The organism is Pseudomonas sp. Nvir (assembly GCF_963778085.1).
GTDB lineage: Bacteria > Pseudomonadota > Gammaproteobacteria > Pseudomonadales > Pseudomonadaceae > Aquipseudomonas > Aquipseudomonas juntendi.
On the sequence record NZ_OY970405.1, the window covers coordinates 4036556 to 4053146 of the forward strand.

Annotated in this window: 13 protein-coding genes; 9 read left to right on the plus strand and 4 right to left on the minus strand. The window is 63.3% G+C overall.

The features are described 5' to 3' along the window. Positions 1–108 precede the first annotated feature (108 nt). Positions 109–348, minus strand: a complete 240-nt coding sequence (locus AACG97_RS19505) for a glutaredoxin family protein (protein WP_009683999.1) — start codon at positions 346–348, stop codon at positions 109–111. Between the two features lie 65 nt (positions 349–413). Beyond that, positions 414–1622, minus strand: a complete 1209-nt coding sequence (locus AACG97_RS19510) for an ammonium transporter (protein WP_009684000.1) — start codon at positions 1620–1622, stop codon at positions 414–416. A 324-nt stretch (positions 1623–1946) separates the two neighbouring features. On the opposite strand from AACG97_RS19510, the gene AACG97_RS19515 reads away from it, so the two are divergent. From AACG97_RS19515 to dacB, 8 genes are all read left to right on the plus strand, one after another. Beyond that, positions 1947–2261: a DUF883 family protein gene (locus tag AACG97_RS19515; RefSeq protein WP_009684001.1), complete on the plus strand. Its 315-nt coding sequence runs from the start codon at positions 1947–1949 to the stop codon at positions 2259–2261. Between the two features lie 9 nt (positions 2262–2270). Beyond that, complete coding sequence (locus tag AACG97_RS19520) at positions 2271–2645, plus strand: phage holin family protein (protein WP_009684002.1); 375 nt, start codon at positions 2271–2273, stop codon at positions 2643–2645. Beyond that, the gene (locus tag AACG97_RS19525) at positions 2642–2971 is read left to right on the plus strand and encodes a hypothetical protein (RefSeq protein WP_197885340.1); all 330 of its coding nucleotides are present in this window, start codon (positions 2642–2644) and stop codon (positions 2969–2971) included. The genes AACG97_RS19520 and AACG97_RS19525 overlap by 4 nt, the downstream gene beginning before the upstream one ends. Before the next feature lie 156 nt (positions 2972–3127). Further along, the gene (locus tag AACG97_RS19530; RefSeq protein ID WP_115294484.1) at positions 3128–4459 is read left to right on the plus strand and encodes a deoxyguanosinetriphosphate triphosphohydrolase; all 1332 of its coding nucleotides are present in this window, start codon (positions 3128–3130) and stop codon (positions 4457–4459) included. A 284-nt stretch (positions 4460–4743) separates the two neighbouring features. Next, a complete protein-coding gene (locus AACG97_RS19535) occupies positions 4744–5361 on the plus strand; it encodes a response regulator transcription factor (protein WP_009684005.1) in 618 nt (205 codons plus the stop codon). Between the two features lie 8 nt (positions 5362–5369). Then, complete coding sequence (locus tag AACG97_RS19540; RefSeq protein WP_197885342.1) at positions 5370–9002, plus strand: ATP-binding protein; 3633 nt, start codon at positions 5370–5372, stop codon at positions 9000–9002. 41 nt (positions 9003–9043) lie between these two features. Beyond that, positions 9044–9388, plus strand: a complete 345-nt coding sequence (locus AACG97_RS19545) for a YggL family protein (RefSeq protein ID WP_009684007.1) — start codon at positions 9044–9046, stop codon at positions 9386–9388. Positions 9389–9574: 186 nt separating this feature from the next. Continuing rightward, complete coding sequence (dacB, locus tag AACG97_RS19550) at positions 9575–11032, plus strand: D-alanyl-D-alanine carboxypeptidase/D-alanyl-D-alanine endopeptidase (RefSeq protein ID WP_029887788.1); 1458 nt, start codon at positions 9575–9577, stop codon at positions 11030–11032. 75 nt (positions 11033–11107) lie between these two features. Here the strand turns inward: dacB and AACG97_RS19555 are convergent, their stop codons facing one another. Together AACG97_RS19555 and rlmKL are read right to left on the minus strand one after the other, a co-directional pair. Next, the gene (locus tag AACG97_RS19555) at positions 11108–13498 is read right to left on the minus strand and encodes a sensor domain-containing diguanylate cyclase (protein ID WP_232554986.1); all 2391 of its coding nucleotides are present in this window, start codon (positions 13496–13498) and stop codon (positions 11108–11110) included. Between the two features lie 94 nt (positions 13499–13592). Then, positions 13593–15785: a bifunctional 23S rRNA (guanine(2069)-N(7))-methyltransferase RlmK/23S rRNA (guanine(2445)-N(2))-methyltransferase RlmL gene (gene rlmKL / locus AACG97_RS19560; protein ID WP_182389134.1), complete on the minus strand. Its 2193-nt coding sequence runs from the start codon at positions 15783–15785 to the stop codon at positions 13593–13595. A gap of 558 nt (positions 15786–16343) precedes the next feature. Here rlmKL and rmf point away from each other — a divergent pair. Then, positions 16344–16559, plus strand: a complete 216-nt coding sequence (gene rmf / locus AACG97_RS19565) for a ribosome modulation factor (RefSeq protein WP_003248687.1) — start codon at positions 16344–16346, stop codon at positions 16557–16559. The last annotated feature ends 32 nt before the right edge of the window (positions 16560–16591 follow it).

Below are 16591 nucleotides of genomic sequence, written 5' to 3' on the forward strand. Positions count from 1 at the left end.
GGCAAGCGGTTCCGATGATGGCTAGGGGCACCGGCACTGGTGCGCCGGCGCCTGATCATCAGCGCGCATCACCTGCCATGGAGCAGGGTTGTACCTCCCCTGTCGGTGTCATTGCCCCAGGAACGCCACCACCTGCTCGGCATCGAACGGCCAGTGCAACTCGGCACCGTTGTCACAGCGCCGGAGCACCGGAATGACCAGCCCATATCGCTCGAACAAAGGCTGGCTTTCGGCAACATCGACCAGCTCCACCAGCAGGCCATGATCGACGAAGGGCATCAGCACCGACTCGGCCACTTCACACAGGTGGCAGCCGAGGGTGCCGAACAGTTGGCATTCAGGCAGCATGGGGCGGGTCCCGATGTAGCATGCAGAGAAACCTATTCTAGGACCACCACGGCCATCGTGCACCTTCAATCCTGGCTGGTGGCGCCGATACGGTGCAGCGACAGGTCGGCGCCCTGGAACTCCTGTTCATGGCTCAGGCGCAGGCCATGCACGGCGCGCAGCGCACCATACACGGCAAAACCACCGGCGAGTGCCACCACCACCCCCATCAGGCTCCCCAGCAGCTGGCTGACCAGGCTCACGCCGCCCATGCCGCCCAGTGCCGTCTGGCCGAAGATGCCGCAGGCAACCCCACCCCACACGCCACACAGGCCATGCAACGGCCAAACACCCAGCACGTCGTCGATTTTCCAGCGGTTCTGGGCCGCGGTGAACGTCCACACGAACAGCCCGCCCGCCACCAGGCCGGTAGCCAGCGCACCGATCGGGTGCATCAGGTCTGAGCCGGCGCAAACCGCCACCAACCCGGCCAACGGCCCGTTATGCAGGAAGCCAGGGTCGTTGCGCCCTGCCAGCAACGCCGACAACGTGCCGCCAACCATGGCGAGCAACGAGTTGATCGCCACCAGGCCACTGAGCCCCTCCAAGGTCTGAGCGCTCATCACGTTGAAACCGAACCAGCCAATGATCAGGATCCACGAGCCCAGGGCGAGAAAGGGAATGCTCGAGGGCGCAAAAGCCACCAGCCGACCATCGCGATAGCGACCGCGGCGCGGGCCGAGCAGCAGCACCGCCGCCAGCGCCAGCCAGCCGCCCATGGCATGCACCACCACCGAGCCGGCAAAGTCATGGAACGGCGCGCCAAAGCGGTCCTGCAACCAGGCTTGCAGGCCCAGGTTGCCGTTCCATACCACGCCCTCGAAGAAGGGGTAGACGAATGCCACGATCAGTGCGGTGGCACACAGTTGCGGCACGAAACGCGCACGCTCGGCGATGCCCCCGGAAATGATCGCCGGAATGGCTGCAGCGAAGGTCAACAGGAAGAAGCACTTGACCAGCGCGTAGCCATGGTCGGCAGCCAGCGTTGCAGCAGGCTGGAAGAAGTTGACCCCATAGGCGATCCAGTAGCCTATAAAGAAATACACCAGCGCCGAAATGGCGAAGTCGCTGAGGATCTTCGACAAGGCATTGACCTGGTTCTTGTGGCGTACGGTGCCCACTTCGAGAAACGCGAAGCCGGCATGCATGGCCAGGACCAGAATGGCGCCCATGAGAAGGAACAGGGTGTTGGAACCGTGGACCAGGGAGTCCATCGCGCTGTGCATGTTATCCATGAAATAGGCAGACCTGCTGAAAAAGGCACCAGGACAGTTCAAGAACCTGCATCCCTGCACCGAATCGGTGCCAGCCATCACCCTGTTTCAGTTGCGTGGGCGCGACCTGCGTGGTTTTTTCTTGGGTTTGTCGAGGATTGCGTTAAGGTTTATCGATATTCGCCGCGTGGGCGCCCCGAATCGGCGCAAGAACAGCCTGAGGTGCCCCGCAACGTGGCAAACACATAGCAAGGCGCATACCAGCACACGCGGGTGTACGGTCACTTGAACCTTCCGCGCCTGCTATCACTCGAACTACCAACATTCATCGACAGGGAGAGACACATGGCCAGCAATTCGGCAAAGACTGCACAAGAGATATTGATGGCTGACTTCCAGGCTTTGGTGCGCGACACCGAAAAGCTGCTGGCCGACACCGCCAACCTGGCAGGCGACCAGGCCGAGGAGTTGCGCGGGCAGATTCACGAGCGCCTGGCCCAGGCCCGCGAAACCCTGCAGTTGACCCAGGAGTCGGTACGCGACCGCGGCCAGGCTGCGCTGGGCAGCGCCGAGCAGTACGTACAGGAAAACCCATGGCAGGCCATCGGCATCGCTGCCGGCGTCGGCCTGTTGATCGGCCTGCTGGCCAACCGGCGTTAAGGGGTTCCCATGGAGAACGAAGCCAACGGCGCCGGCGCATCGGGCAGGCGCCTGGGCGCAGCCGCGCTGGGGCTGCTGCACAGCCATATCGAGCTGTTCGGTATCGAGCTGCAGGAGCAGAAAGGCCGCACGCTGAGGTTGCTGTTGTTCGCCGGCCTGGCACTGGTGTTCGCCCTGCTGCTGCTCACTGCACTGTCGGGCTTGCTACTGGTGCTGCTGTGGGACAGCTATCGCCTTGCCGGCATCATCGGCCTGTGCGTGTTCTATAGCCTGGCTGCACTGTATTGCGGTGTACGGTTGAAGGCAGCGGTGTTCGACGAGTCATCTCCCTTCAACGCCACCCTCGAAGAACTCGCCAAGGACCGGGAGCGCTTGTTGCCATGAACCTGCCACAACTGCCGAACACACGAAACCCACGCGAGCTGCGCAAGGCGTTGCTGCGCCTGCGCATGGAAATGCACCGCCAGGAGATCCGCCACGAATCCGGGCAACTGCTGGCACCGTTGCAGCGCATGCGCGGCATGGGCAGCTCGCTGCACGACGGCTTGGGCATCAAACACGCGCCGCTGTGGGGCATTGGCGCTGTGGTAGCCCTGGGCTTCATGACCGGCAAGGGCGTGCGCAGCGGCAACCTGCGCAGGCTTGTGCGCCTGGGCACCAGCCTGCTGCCGCTGGTGCGCCTGTACCTGCAAGGTAGCCGTCGCCGCTGAAGGCGGTGCATGGGCGCAGGCTCGACCGCGAATGTGTCGGTGCCGCCACCGGCCATTCGCGGGTAATGCGTGCCAGCGGCCAGCGTTGCCCCTGCCACTTGCGCGCAGGCACAGCACACCAGAAGCTATAGCCTTTGACCCCCTGGAGACCGCGCCTTGGACTGGCACACCCTGCTCACCCGCGAACGTCTGGGCAAAGCCCTGTATAGCGCCGAAGAACTCGGGCGCAGCCCCTTCCACAAAGACCACGACCGCATCATTTTCTCGGGCGCCTTTCGCCGCCTGGGGCGCAAGACCCAAGTGCACCCCGTCACCAGTAACGATCACATTCACACGCGCCTGACCCATTCGCTGGAAGTCAGTTGCGTGGGGCGTTCGCTGGGCATGCGCGTGGGTGAAACCCTGCGCGAAAGCTTGCCAGACTGGTGCGCGCCCAGCGACCTGGGGATGATCGTGCAGTCGGCCTGCCTGGCCCACGACATCGGCAACCCGCCATTCGGCCATTCTGGCGAAGACGCCATACGTCACTGGTTCCAGCAGGCGGCCGGGCGCGGGTGGCTGGACGACATGGGTGATGACGAGCGTGCCGACTTCCTCAATTTCGAGGGCAATGCGCAGGGCTTCCGCGTGCTTACGCAACTGGAGTACCACCAGTTCGACGGTGGCACCCGGTTGACCTATGCCACCCTCGGCACCTACCTCAAATACCCCTGGAGCGCCCGCCATGCCGACGCCCTGGGCTACAAGAAGCACAAGTTCGGCAGTTATCAGAGCGAGCTGCCACTGCTGGAACAGATCGCCCGCAAGCTCGGCCTGCCACAGCTGGAGCACCAGCGCTGGGCGCGCCACCCGCTGGTGTACCTGATGGAAGCGGCCGATGACATCTGCTACGCGCTGATCGACCTGGAAGACGGCCTGGAGATGGACTTGCTGCAATACGGCGAAGTCGAAGCCTTGTTGCTCGACCTGGTCGGCGACGATCTGCCGGAAACCTATCGCCAACTGGGCCCCGGCGACTCCCGCCGGCGCAAGCTGGCCATCCTGCGTGGCAAGGCCATCGAGCACTTGACCAACGCTGCCGCCCAGGCTTTTGTCGAGCAGCAGCACGCGTTGCTGGCCGGGCAACTGCCAGGCGACCTGGTCGAACACATGCACGGCCCGGCCAAGCGCTGCGTGCTGCAGGCCAAAGACATGGCGCGCAACAAGATCTTCCAGGACAAGCGCAAGACCCTGCACGAAATCGGCGCCTACACCACACTGGAAATCCTGCTCAATACCTTCTGCGGCGCGGCGCTCGAACAACACGGCGGGCGCACACCCTCGTTCAAGAGCCGGCGCGTCATGGACCTGCTCGGCAACAGTGCACCAGACCCACACGGCTCGCTGTACAACGCGTTCCTGCGCATGATCGATTTCATCGCCGGCATGACCGACAGCTACGCCAGCGAAATGGCCAGGGAAATGACCGGGCGCTCGGGCCCGGGCTGAGCCATGGCGGTGCAGACCGGCCAGCGTGCCGGTGCTGCACCTGTGTTACAGGAAACTTCCTACATATACCGAGGGCAAATTAAACAACACGTTTAATTTGCCAACGAAAAGTTACCAAATGCACTTTGACATTGGGTCGCGCACGATTATCTCGTAGCCCGTTTTGCTTTATCTTGTAAGCCATTTCCCATATGGGGCAAACAGCCCTTCCTTGCATGCCCGTTGACTTCCAACTGCGATAAGGTGCCGCCTGTCACCCACAATTGACCGCAGGCAAGTTGAACATGCATTCCATATTTATTGTTGACGATCATCCGGTCATCCGCCTTGCCGTCCGCATGCTGCTGGAAAACCAGAATTACAAGATTGTCGGTGAGTCGGACAATGGCGTGGACGCGATGCAGATGATCCGCGAGAGCCACCCCGACCTGGTCATCCTCGACATCAGCATCCCCAAGCTAGACGGGCTGGAGGTGCTTGCGCGCTTCCAGGCCATGGCGCTGCCCATGAAAGTGCTGGTGCTGACTGCCCAGGCCCCGGCGTTGTTTGCCGTGCGCTGCATGCACTCGGGTGCTGCCGGTTATGTGTGCAAGCAGGAGGACCTCGGTGAACTGCTGAGTGCAATCAAGGCCGTGCTGGCCGGTTATAACTACTTCCCCAGCCAGGCAATAAAGCATGACCAGGTAACCACGAGCGACCTGCAACTTTTCCGCCAGGTAAATGATCGCGAACTGATGGTGCTGCAACTCTTCGCCCAAGGGCGCAGCAACAAGGAAATTGCCAAGGGCATGTTCCTCAGCAGCAAGACCGTGAGTACCTACAAGAAGCGCCTCATGCAAAAGCTGCAGGTCAGTACGTTGGTCGACCTGATCGAGATGGCCAAGCGCAACGCACTGGTCTGAGCATGGTCATGGCCCGCCCTTTCGCCCGCTTGCTGCTCGCGCTGCTGCTGTTCAGCAGCGCGGCAGTGGCCACCCACCACGAAACTGCATCGTACACGCTCCTCCCGCGTTCGTCGGCTATGCCAGCGCCACCGGAACTCAACGCCGAGCAACGGCAATGGCTTGCAGGGCGCCAGGAACTGGTGCTGGGAACATCGGCCCCTGACTACCCGCCGTTCGACATCACCAGTGGCGGCCGTGACTACCAGGGGCTTACCGCCGAATATGCAAACCTGATCGGCACGGCCCTGGAGTTGCCGGTCCGGGTGCTGCGTTTTCCCAGCCGGCAGGCCGCTTTGGAAGCACTCCGGCAAGGCGACATCGACCTGCTGGGCAGCGCCAATGGCTACGAAGCGGCCAGCGACGGCCTGGCCTTGTCGCACCCCTATGCCGTTGACCAGCCGGTGCTGGTCACACGCGAAGACGAAACGCGGGCACTGGACACGGGCCTGGCCGGCATGCGCCTGGGCATGCTCTATCACTACCTGCCCGAGGCAGAACTGCTCAACGCCTACCCCGATGCCGAGCTGCTGACGTTCGAGTCCTCCAGCCAGGCGTTGAATGCCGTAGCGTTCGGCCAGGCCGACGTGTTCATCGGCGACACCATTTCCACCCACTACCAGCTCAACCGCGGCCACCTGCCACGCCTGCGCATGGCCAACTTCGGCAAGCACGAAGCCATCGGCTTCGGCTTTGCCCTGCGCCAGCAGGACACCGTACTGAGGGAACTGGTCGATACCATCCTCGATAGCCAGCCCCCCGCCATGCGTGCCAGTATCTTCAAACGCTGGAGCGCCGGCAGCGACCTGCTGTTGACCGACCGCAACCTGCAATTGAGCGCAACAGAGCAACAATGGCTGCAACAGCACCCCGTGATGCGTGTGGCCATTGACGACACCGCTGCGCCCTTGTCCTACTTCGATGGCTCGGGGCATTTTCGCGGCATCACTGCTGACCTGCTGGAGCTCATTCGCCTGCGCACCGGCTTGCGCTTCGAGGTACAGCGGGCCAGTGGCATTGCCGACATGATCGCCCGCTTGAAGGATGGCCGCGCTGACGTGATCGCCGCCCTGGCCATCGCCGGGTTGGTCGACAAGGACCTGCAGATCAGCCGGCCGTACCTGGAAAGCGCCTATGTTCTGGTTAGCCGCAAGGACAAACCGGCCCCAGGGTCCCTGGAGCAGTTGCAGGGCCACCGCATCGCCTTTACCCGCCACAGCGCCATGCATGCCACGTTGCCGCAGCATTATCCGCACATTGGCTGGGTCGAGAGCGCCAGCGCGTTCTATTCCATGGCGTTGCTCAACAGCGGCGCCGTCGATGCGGTGATCACCACCCTGATCGATGCCAACCACGCCCTGGCCAGCAACCCCGACCTGGTCATCCGCACCTCGGTCGGCGGCGAGCCCGCCAACTACGCCATGGCCACCAACGCGTCTTCACCGGCTTTGGCCTCGATTCTCGACAAGGCCCTGCAGAGCATTTCGCCCGAGGAACTGGGTGTCATAAACAACCGCTGGCGCAGCTTTGGCCCGCACGAAGACAGCAAGAGCCAGAGCTACCGCCGGCTGGCGCTGCAGGTGGTACTGGCCACGGCGGTGCTGCTTCTGCTGGCGTTGCTCTGGAACGCCCGCCTGCGCTTGCAGATCCGTCAGCGCCAGCGCGCCGAAAGGGCGCTGAACGACCAACTGGCATTCATGCGCGCACTGCTCAACGGCACCCCTCACCCCATGTACGTGCGCGACCGCGATGGCCGCCTGCAAAGCTGCAACTACAGCTACCTGGAGGCGGTGCAGGCCCGCTCCGAGCAGGTTATCGGCAAACAGCTGAGCGCCAGCCTGTTCGCCGACGCCGAACAGACCCGGCAGATCCAGGCGGATTACCACAAAGTGATGGCTGCCGGCTCCCCCCTGATCATGGACCGCCCGTTGCGGATCAAGGGCCGGGAGATGACCATCTACCACTGGATCCTGCCCTACCGTGATTCGCTGGGTGAAGTGCAGGGCATCATCGGCGGCTGGATCGACATCAGCGACCGCCGCCAGCTGGTCACGGAACTGCGCCAGGCCAAGCAGCAGGCCGACAATGCCAACCGCGCCAAAAGCACCTTCCTGGCCACTATCAGCCACGAAATCCGCACCCCCATGAATGCCGTCATCGGCATGCTCGAACTGGCGGTCAAACGCGCCGATCAAGGGTGGGTGGACCGCAGCGCGCTGGCCTTGGCGCACCATTCGGCCAAAGACCTGCTGGGCCTGATCGGTGACATTCTCGATATCGTGCGCATCGAATCCGGGCATCTCTCTCTGGCCCCCGAGGTGGTCGACCTGGCAGCGTTGGTCGAGTCGGTGGGGCGCATGTTCGATGGCCAGGCACGGCAAAAAGGCCTGGCGCTGGAAGTGATCATCGAACCGGCCGCAAGTTGCCACGCGTTGCTCGACCCCCTGCGTTTCAAGCAAGTGCTGTCCAACCTGGTGAGCAACGCCATCAAGTTCACCGAGCATGGCCAGGTACGCATCTGCGTCAGCCTGCTGGACGAAGCCCCTGGCAGGCCTGCAATGCTGGACCTGGAGGTGCGCGACAGTGGTATCGGCATCCATCCCGACGACCTGGAACGCCTGTTCAACCCGTTCATCCAGGCCAACCCGCACAGCCAGGGTGCCCGCGCGGGCACCGGGCTCGGTCTGGCCATCTGCCGCAACCTGTGCGACATGATGGGGGGCAGCCTGACCATCAAGAGCCTGGAGGATGTCGGCACCCAGGTGCGCCTGAAGATGCCGTTGCAACGGGTCGATGCTGCAGCGCAACCCGCCCAGTTGCCGGAATGCCTGGACGTTCCCGACCCCGGTCTGCGCGTGCTGGTGATCGACGATCACCCGGCCAACCTGGAACTGATGGCGCAGCAGCTCGGTTATCTGGGCCTGCAGCATGCCAGCGCCCGGGATGGCCGGGAAGGCCTGGCCGCCTGGCGCGCCGGTGATTTCGACGTGCTGGTGCTGGACTGCAACATGCCGCACATGAACGGCTATCAGCTGGCAACCGCCGTGCGCACCGAAGAACGCCATGGCCAGCGGCCGCGCTGCACCATCCTGGGTTATACCGCCAACGCCCAGCCAGAGGTCCGTCGCAAGTGCCTGAGCGCCGGCATGGACGACTGCCTGCTCAAGCCCATCAGCCTGAGTACGCTCAGCCAGTGCCTGGCCGGCATTCACCCGCGCCGCCAGCAATGCCCCCCGGGCAGGTTGTACGAACTGGACGGCCTGGCGGCCGTGACCGGGCCAGCACCCGACGACCGCCAGCGTTTTCTGCAAGCGCTACTGCAGAGCCTGCAGGCCGACCTGCTCAGCTTGATGGCGCTGGACCCGCAGCACGACAGCACAGCCATCGCCGACCAGGCCCACAAGGTGCTGAGCGCCGCACGCATGCTCAAGGCACCCGCCCTGATGGCGGCATGCGAAGCGCTGGAAGCCGGCACCCTCCCCCCTGCCCAGCTACGCTTGAAGCGCCAGGCACTGGCACGCCACATGCGCCGGGTGGAGCGCGCCCTGGCCAGGGAGTTGGCGCCACCCGCCGACACTCAGGCAGGCAGCCACGTGTGTTAACTGGTAGACTGCGCGGCGTTATTACCTAAGAGGATTGTTTCATGGCCACAAACCGCTCCCGTCGTCTGCGCAAGAAGCTGTGTGTCGACGAGTTTCAGGAATTGGGCTTCGAGCTGAACCTGGAATTCAAGGAAGATCTGGATGACCAGGCAATCGATGCTTTCCTCGACGCGTTCCTGGCTGAAGCCATGGACGCCAACGGCCTGGATTATGTAGGCGGTGACGATTACGGCCTGGTGTGCTCGGTCAAACGCGGCTCGGTCAGCGAAGAACAACGCGCCGCCGTCGAAGCCTGGCTCAAAGGCCGCAGCGAACTGACCAAGATCGAAGTCAGCCCGTTGCTGGACGCCTGGTACCCGGAAAAGCCGATCAACAAGGCTGAGTAACCCTCAGCCCGGTTCGATCGAAGAAAGGCCACCTCTCGAGGTGGCCTTTTTATTGGCGATGGTTTTCCGTCGAACGTGGCGCATCGTCGCTACGCTTGGGGCATAATGCGGTTTCTTTAGCTCGTGGGGCCATCATCGCTTACAGCCCCAATGTCCTTTTCCCTCGCTGCAGGGTATTTGCTCACCATGATCAAAACGCTTCGTCCCCTCGTACTCGCCGGCCTGCTATTGCCCTTCGCCTTGCCCAGCCAAGCCGCAGCCGTCAACACCACCTTGCCTGCCAAAGTGCAGCAGGCGCTCAAAGCCAACAAACTGCAAGACACCGCACTGTCGCTGGTCATGCTGCCCCTGGATGGCCCCGGTGTTCCCACCGTGTTCAATGCCGACGTGTCGGTAAACCCGGCCTCGACCATGAAACTGGTTACCACCTACGCAGCCCTCGAGCTGCTTGGCCCGACCTTTCAGTGGAAGACCGAGTTCTACACCGACGGCACCCTGAGCAACGGGGTGCTCAACGGCAACCTGTACCTCAAAGGCGGCGGTGACCCCAAGCTGAACATGGAAAAGCTGTGGCTGCTGATGCGTGACCTGCGCGCCAATGGTGTGCGCACCGTCACCGGTGACCTGGTATTGGACCGTAGCCACTTCGTGCAACCCAACCTGCCCCAGTTCAACGACGACGGCGGTGACGAAAACAAGCCGTTCCTGGTCAAGCCCGACTCGCTGCTGGTCAACCTCAAGGCCCTGCGCTTTGTTGCCCGCAACGATGGCGGCAAGGTCACCATTGCGGTGGAGCCACCGATTGCCAGCATCCGCATCGACAACCAGGTCAAGCCTGTGGCCTCGAAACAATGCAGTGGCGATGTGCGCTACAACCCAGTGCCTCAGGCCAACGGCATCAGTGTGACGGTCAGCGGCCAACTGGGTGACGGTTGTAACTCGCAGACTTACCTGGCCCTGCTTGACCACCCGACTTACGCGGCCGGTGCCGTACGTGCCATCTGGAACGAGCTGGGCGGCACCATCCAGGGCGGCGACCGTGTCGAGAACGTGCCCAAGAGTGCCCGCCTGCTGGCACGTGCCTTCTCCCCAGACCTGGTCGAAGTGATCCGCGACATCAACAAGTACAGCAACAACACCATGGCCCAGCAGTTGTTCCTCAGCCTTGGCGCACAGTTCCGCACCGATGCCGATGGCGACGATGCGCGTGCCGCACAGCGCGTGGTACGCCAGTGGCTGGCGAAAAAAGGCATTACCGCGCCGCACCTGGTGATGGAAAACGGTTCTGGCCTGTCGCGAGCCGAGCGCGTCAGCACCCGGGAAATGGCCGAGATGCTGCAGGCAGCCTGGAAGAGCCCCTACGCTGCCGAATACATGAGTTCGATGCCGCTGGTGGGCATGGATGGCACCATGCGCAAGCGCCTCAAGCGCACCGCCATGGCCGGCGAAGGGCACATCAAGACCGGCACCCTGAACACGGTGCGCGCAATAGCCGGTTTCAGCCGCGACAGCAACGGCCACACCTGGGCGGTGGCGGCGATCCTCAACGACCCGAAACCTTGGGGTGCTTCGCAGGTGCTGGACCAGGTGCTGCTGGACCTGTACCGCCAGCCGAAGCTGGCCGGCAGCACCGCTGCCAATTGATGCATCGAGCGCCGCCCGCGCGGCGCTCGATCTCACAGGCGCTGAAGATGCAGTGGCCAGCACCTGGCAGCGCGGTCAGGCAGACTCCCCCTCTACCCGGTCCCGCCCGGCCTGCTTGGCCGCATAAACCCCGGCATCGGCGCGCAACAGCAACGCGTCGGCGCCCTCTCCCGGCCGCCACCCGGCCACGCCGAAACTCGCGGTGACTTGGCCCACGCCGTCTACCGGGTCGTTGCGCACGCCCTGCCAAAGCTCCAGCGCCAGCACACGCGCCTGCTCGGCATCAGTGCCCGGGCACAGCACCATGAACTCCTCCCCGCCCAGCCTGCAGAACACATCGGTCCGCCGCAAGCGCTGGCCGATGCGCTGGCACAGGCTACGCAGCACCCGGTCACCGACCGCATGGCCGAAACGGTCGTTGATGCGTTTGAAGTGATCAATGTCGAGCATGATCACCGCCAGCGCCTGGCCATCTCGCTGGGCACGCTCCAACTCGTTTTTCAGCCGTTCCTGGAAGTAACGGCGGTTATGGATGCCGGTCAGCGAATCGGTCACCGACAGCCTGCGCAACTCGTGTTCCACACCCTTGAGATCGGAAATATCGGTCAGGTAGCCATGCCACAAGGTACAGCCCTGCTCGCCCACTTCCGGCGTTGCCTCGCCACGCACCCAGCGTAAGCCCGCCCGGGGCAGGCACACGCGGTACTCCTCGCGCCATGGCGTCAGGTGCTCGGCCGAGTAGCGCACCGAACGGCTCACCCGCTCCAGGTCATCAGGGTGAATGCGCTCGTACACTGCGGCGGCATCTTCGCGCAGCTGCTGCAGGTCAAGCTCATAAATGTCGTACAGCCCCTTGCTGGCATAGGGGAAACACGAATGGCCGTTTGCATCCAGCCTGTACTGGTAGATGCCGCCCGGTACTTCGGCACTGAGTTTTTCCAGCAACCGGTCACGCGCAGCCAATGCCTCATGTACCCGACGCCGCTCAGTGACGTCGATGCAGATGGCCAGGTAACCCACCCATAAACCCTGGTCGTCCAGCATGGCGGTCACCAACATGTTGGCTACCAGTTGGCTGCCGTCGGCGCGTACCAAGGTCCACTCACCTGGCTCGGCGCCCTGTTCGTATACGGTTTCGGCAAACAGTGCATGGCCCCCCGCAATGGTGCGGCCAAAGCGCAAACTCAAGGCATGCGCACGCTGGCTCAGCTCCTCGGCCAGCACCAGTTGCTCAAGGCGCAGGCGGCCAATGGCTTCACTGGCCGGGTAACCGAGCATGCTTTCGGCACCGACATTGAAGGTGCTGACCACCCCTTTGAGGTTGGTGGCGATGATCGCAACCTGGGTCGCGGCATCCAGCACGCTGCGCAGCTGGTTGTGGGTGCCACGCAGCGACTGTTCGCTGACCTGCAGCGCTGCGGTGCGCTGTGCAACCAGGGCCAAGGCCCGTTGACGCTGGCTGAACAGGTTGAACAACAGCACGCTCAGCAGCAGGCTCAGCAAACCGCCCAGTGCACCGACTGCCAGCACCGCCGAAGAACGGTTGGCCTGCAGGAATGCCAGGCTGGGGCGGATACTCAGCAGCAGCTGGCGGTCCGCCAGGTGCAACACCTGATCGCTGACCAGCGACAGGGGCGCCACGGGGTTGTTGGAGTCGTACAGAACTTCTGGGCCCTGCCGCCCGGACGGGTCAACCAGGCGCGTTACCAGGTTATCGTCAGGCGCCACTGGCCGGCCATCGCCGATCAGCTCAGGCATGCTCAACAGGGCCAGCACATAACCCGCTGCCACGCCGTGGGGCGTGGCAACGGCGAATACCGGGGCCACCATCATCAGGCCGCGCACGCCCGGTTCGCTGGCATTCAACTTCAGCGGCTGCGACACCGCCATGCTCCCCGGCACCAGCGCCCGCGCAAGCACTGCCCGGGCCGCATCCTGCGCAGCCAGGTCGAGACCAGATGGCAGCCCCGGCAAGGTGCCTGACGCGCTATACAGCACGGGAAAATACAGGTCGCGCGCGGGGGCGCGGCGCCACTGCCCCTGCGGGTCCTGATCGCGAATCATAAAGCCCGGGCCAGCAAGGGTGCTGGCCTGGCGTTCGAATATGGCGCGCTGCGCAGCCTCTACACGCGGGGCCCAGGCATAGGCCTGGGTACGGTGCAGCAGCGGCCGGGCATAACCGGCAAATTCCCGGGGGGTTATTTCATCGGAATAGCTGAAAAACCAGCGCAGCCCATCCAGGCGCTGCTGCTGTTCGGCAAAACGCTCGGCGATGCGGCCAAAGCGCTCGCCCGCCAGCAACTCGAAGCGCTGGCGCAGCTGCTGGTTGTACAACGACTGCGTGGCCAGGGCCAGGGCGGCCGTCAGCAGGCCGCCGGCCAGCAGCGCAATCAAGGCCATCACCCAGGCGGACATCGCCTCTGCGCGCAGGCCAGGCACCCGCGCAAGCACGCCACACTTTGACATACACACGTCTCGTCACGTCAGCGTCCTGCGGATTATCCAGCCATGAACCAAGCTATAGCTATTGGCCACTACCCGCGCAATGTACCCCGTCGGCTCAGCGCAGCTGCAAGCGCCAGGCGCGGTGGATGCGATTGTTGCGGGCGAAATCCGGGTCCAGGGTCTGGGCCGTTATTTCCTCCACGGCGTAGCGCGCCATCAGGTGTTCGTCCAGCTGGAACTTACGGAAGTTGTTGGAGAAATACAGCACGCCACCGGGCGCCAGGCGGGCCATGGCCAAGTCCAGCAACTGCACGTGGTCACGCTGCACGTCGAACACACCTTCCATCCGCTTGGAGTTGGAGAAGGTTGGCGGGTCGATGAAGATCAGGTCGTAGCTGTCGCGGTTACCCTCCAGCCAGGCCATGACATCACTCTGCTCCAGCCGATTACGCTCGGAATAACCATTGAGCGCCAGGTTGCGTCGCGCCCAGTCCAGGTAGGTTTTCGACAGGTCGACGCTGGTGGTGCTGCGCGCCCCACCCTTGGCCGCGTGCACGGTGGCCGTGGCGGTGTAGCAGAACAGGTTGAGGAAGCGCTTGCCGGCTGCTTCGCGCTGAATACGCATGCGCATCGGACGATGGTCGAGGAACAGGCCGGTGTCGAGGTAATCGGTGAGGTTGACCAACAACTTCACGCCGCCTTCGTTGACTTCCTGGAAACGGCCCTCGGTAGCCTGACGCTCGTACTGGCGGGTACCGCTTTGCCGCTCGCGGCGCTTGAGCACCACGCGCTGCGGGGCAATGCCCAATGCCTGCGGAATGGCCGCCAGGGCATCGAGCAGGCGCGCCTGGGCCTTGTCCGGGTCCACCGAGCGTGGTGCGGCATATTCCTGCACGTGTACCCAGTCGTGGTACAGATCGACTGCCAGGGCATACTCAGGCATGTCGGCATCGTACAGGCGATAGCAGTCGACCTGCTCGCGTCGGGCCCATTTGCCCAGTTGCCTGAGGTTTTTCTGCAGGCGGTTGGCAAACATTTGTGCCCCTTCCGACAGGCGTGCCGGCTCGCTGGTGACGGGCACCTGCTGGCCGACCTCACGGGTGTCGGCCGGTGCCTCGCGGCGCTCACCGGTGACGAACTGGTCAGGCTGCACCTTGAACAACAGCAGCTTGCACGGCAACGCGCCGTTCCAGAACGCGTACTGCTTGTGGCTGCGAATGCCCATGCGCTTGCCCAATTGCGGCGCCCCGGTGAATACCGCAGCCTCCCAACCCATGCACGCCTGGCGCAGACGCTCACCCAGGTTCTGGTAGAGGTACAGCAGGCTGGCTTCGTCGCCCAGGCGCTCACCGTAGGGCGGGTTGCTGATGACCAGGCCTTTCTGGTTCTGGTCCGGGCGCGGCTCGAAGGTGCTGACCTCGCCCTGGTAGATTTTCACCCAGTCACCCAGGCCTGCGCGCTCCACGTTGTTACGGCCCGGCTGAATCAGCCGCGGGTCGGCCTCGTAGCCACGGATCCACAGCGGGGGTTTGGCCAGGCCAGCCTGGGCCCGTGCCTGCGCTTCTTCATGCACCTTGCGCCAGAGCGCCGGCACATGGCCGAGCCAGGCGCTGAAACCCCAGCGTTCACGCTTGAGGTTGGGCGCAATGTCGGCAGCAATCATGGCGGCTTCCACAAGGAACGTACCTACACCGCACATCGGGTCGGCCAGCGCGCCACCTTGCGCGGCAATACGCGGCCAGCCGGAGCGGATCAGCACAGCGGCCGCCAGGTTTTCCTTGAGCGGCGCGGCGCCCTGCTGCAGACGATAGCCACGCTGGTGCAGGCTGTGCCCGGACAGGTCGAGGGACAGGATCGCCTCGCCGCGCTCCAGGCGCAGGTGCACGCGAACGTCAGGATCGATTTTTTCCACCGACGGGCGCAGGCCTTCGCGGTTGCGCAGCTTGTCGACGATAGCATCCTTGACCTTCAACGCACCGAAATGGGTGTTGTCGATGCCCGAGCCATGGCCGCTGAACTCGACCGCCAGGGTGCCATCGGCCGCCAGGTGGTCCGCCCAGTCGACGGCGTGCACGCCGTCGTACAGGTCGTCGGCGTTCTTCATGGAAAAACGCTTGAGCACCAGCAGCACACGGTTGGCCAGACGCGACCAGATGCACAGGCGGTAGGCGGTTTCCATGTCGGCGGCGCCGCGGATGGCCGAGGTGTGCTCACGCACTTCGTCCAGGCCAAGGCCTTTAGCCTCTTCGGCAAGCAGGCCTTCAAGGCCTTTGGGGCAGGTGAGGTAGAGTTCGAAACGGTCCGACATGAATATTCCAGAGCCTTGGGCTATTGACTGACGAGGCGACGCATCGCCCCGCGATGTTTGCCCGCACGCCTTTCCAGCAGGCGTGCAGGTGGCCGGTTGGGCACAACGTGTGCCGCAGCGGGCCGGGCCACCTGACAGATCTGCACTTTGCCGGGTGGCAAAGACAGCTTAGATCATCAGGCAGTACGAAAAATTCTGGCGACGTAGAGCCCTATGTGACCCTTCGTCGCATTTCAAATTATTTCTCTGTTCCTTGAATGACGCTGGCAAAATGACGTCAATGATCGGCAAACCCCGATCGTAGCGGGCTCAACGCTAAACAAGGTTGAGTCGCATTTCTTTACTTATCCCCACACCCTCACAAACGTTACGTCGTTATGACAAATCGATCATTCACACCGTGACTCGCATTCGATAGAACTGGTCTCAGGCCGCTTCGCAACGAGGCGGCACATTCAGCTCGCGACGCCGGCAGCGAGCGCAAACCGGCAGAAAGACTCTGCCCGGCCTCGGAGAGGCCGACGGGACATTACAGTCAACAAGTGAGGGCAACACCCTATGAGAAGACTTAAGCGTGATCCGTTGGAAAGAGCATATTCACGTGGCTACCAATACGGGGTCACCGGCAAATCCCGCGAACTTTGCCCGTTCAATCTTCCTTCTGTTCGCCAAGCCTGGATCAACGGCTGGCGTGAAGGTCGCGGCGATAACTGGGACGGAATGACTGGCACCGCTGGCATCCATAGACTCAACGAAAATCACGCCGTAGGCTGATCGAGGACACTGAATTCGATTTACATGCACGC

What these genes read in the sequence shown, in the direction of transcription:
- AACG97_RS19525 (WP_197885340.1), top strand. Translation starts at nt 2,642, where the DNA reads ATGAACCTGCCACAACTGCCGAACACACGAAACCCACGCGAGCTGCGC.
- AACG97_RS19555 (WP_232554986.1), bottom strand. Translation starts at nt 13,498, where the DNA reads ATGTCAAAGTGTGGCGTGCTTGCGCGGGTGCCTGGCCTGCGCGCAGAG.
- dacB (WP_029887788.1), top strand. Translation starts at nt 9,575, where the DNA reads ATGATCAAAACGCTTCGTCCCCTCGTACTCGCCGGCCTGCTATTGCCC.
- AACG97_RS19515 (WP_009684001.1), top strand. Translation starts at nt 1,947, where the DNA reads ATGGCCAGCAATTCGGCAAAGACTGCACAAGAGATATTGATGGCTGAC.
- AACG97_RS19545 (WP_009684007.1), top strand. Translation starts at nt 9,044, where the DNA reads ATGGCCACAAACCGCTCCCGTCGTCTGCGCAAGAAGCTGTGTGTCGAC.
- AACG97_RS19540 (WP_197885342.1), top strand. Translation starts at nt 5,370, where the DNA reads ATGGCCCGCCCTTTCGCCCGCTTGCTGCTCGCGCTGCTGCTGTTCAGC.
- rlmKL (WP_182389134.1), bottom strand. Translation starts at nt 15,785, where the DNA reads ATGTCGGACCGTTTCGAACTCTACCTCACCTGCCCCAAAGGCCTTGAA.
- AACG97_RS19510 (WP_009684000.1), bottom strand. Translation starts at nt 1,622, where the DNA reads ATGGATAACATGCACAGCGCGATGGACTCCCTGGTCCACGGTTCCAAC.
- AACG97_RS19520 (WP_009684002.1), top strand. Translation starts at nt 2,271, where the DNA reads ATGGAGAACGAAGCCAACGGCGCCGGCGCATCGGGCAGGCGCCTGGGC.
- AACG97_RS19535 (WP_009684005.1), top strand. Translation starts at nt 4,744, where the DNA reads ATGCATTCCATATTTATTGTTGACGATCATCCGGTCATCCGCCTTGCC.
- rmf (WP_003248687.1), top strand. Translation starts at nt 16,344, where the DNA reads ATGAGAAGACTTAAGCGTGATCCGTTGGAAAGAGCATATTCACGTGGC.
- AACG97_RS19505 (WP_009683999.1), bottom strand. Translation starts at nt 348, where the DNA reads ATGCTGCCTGAATGCCAACTGTTCGGCACCCTCGGCTGCCACCTGTGT.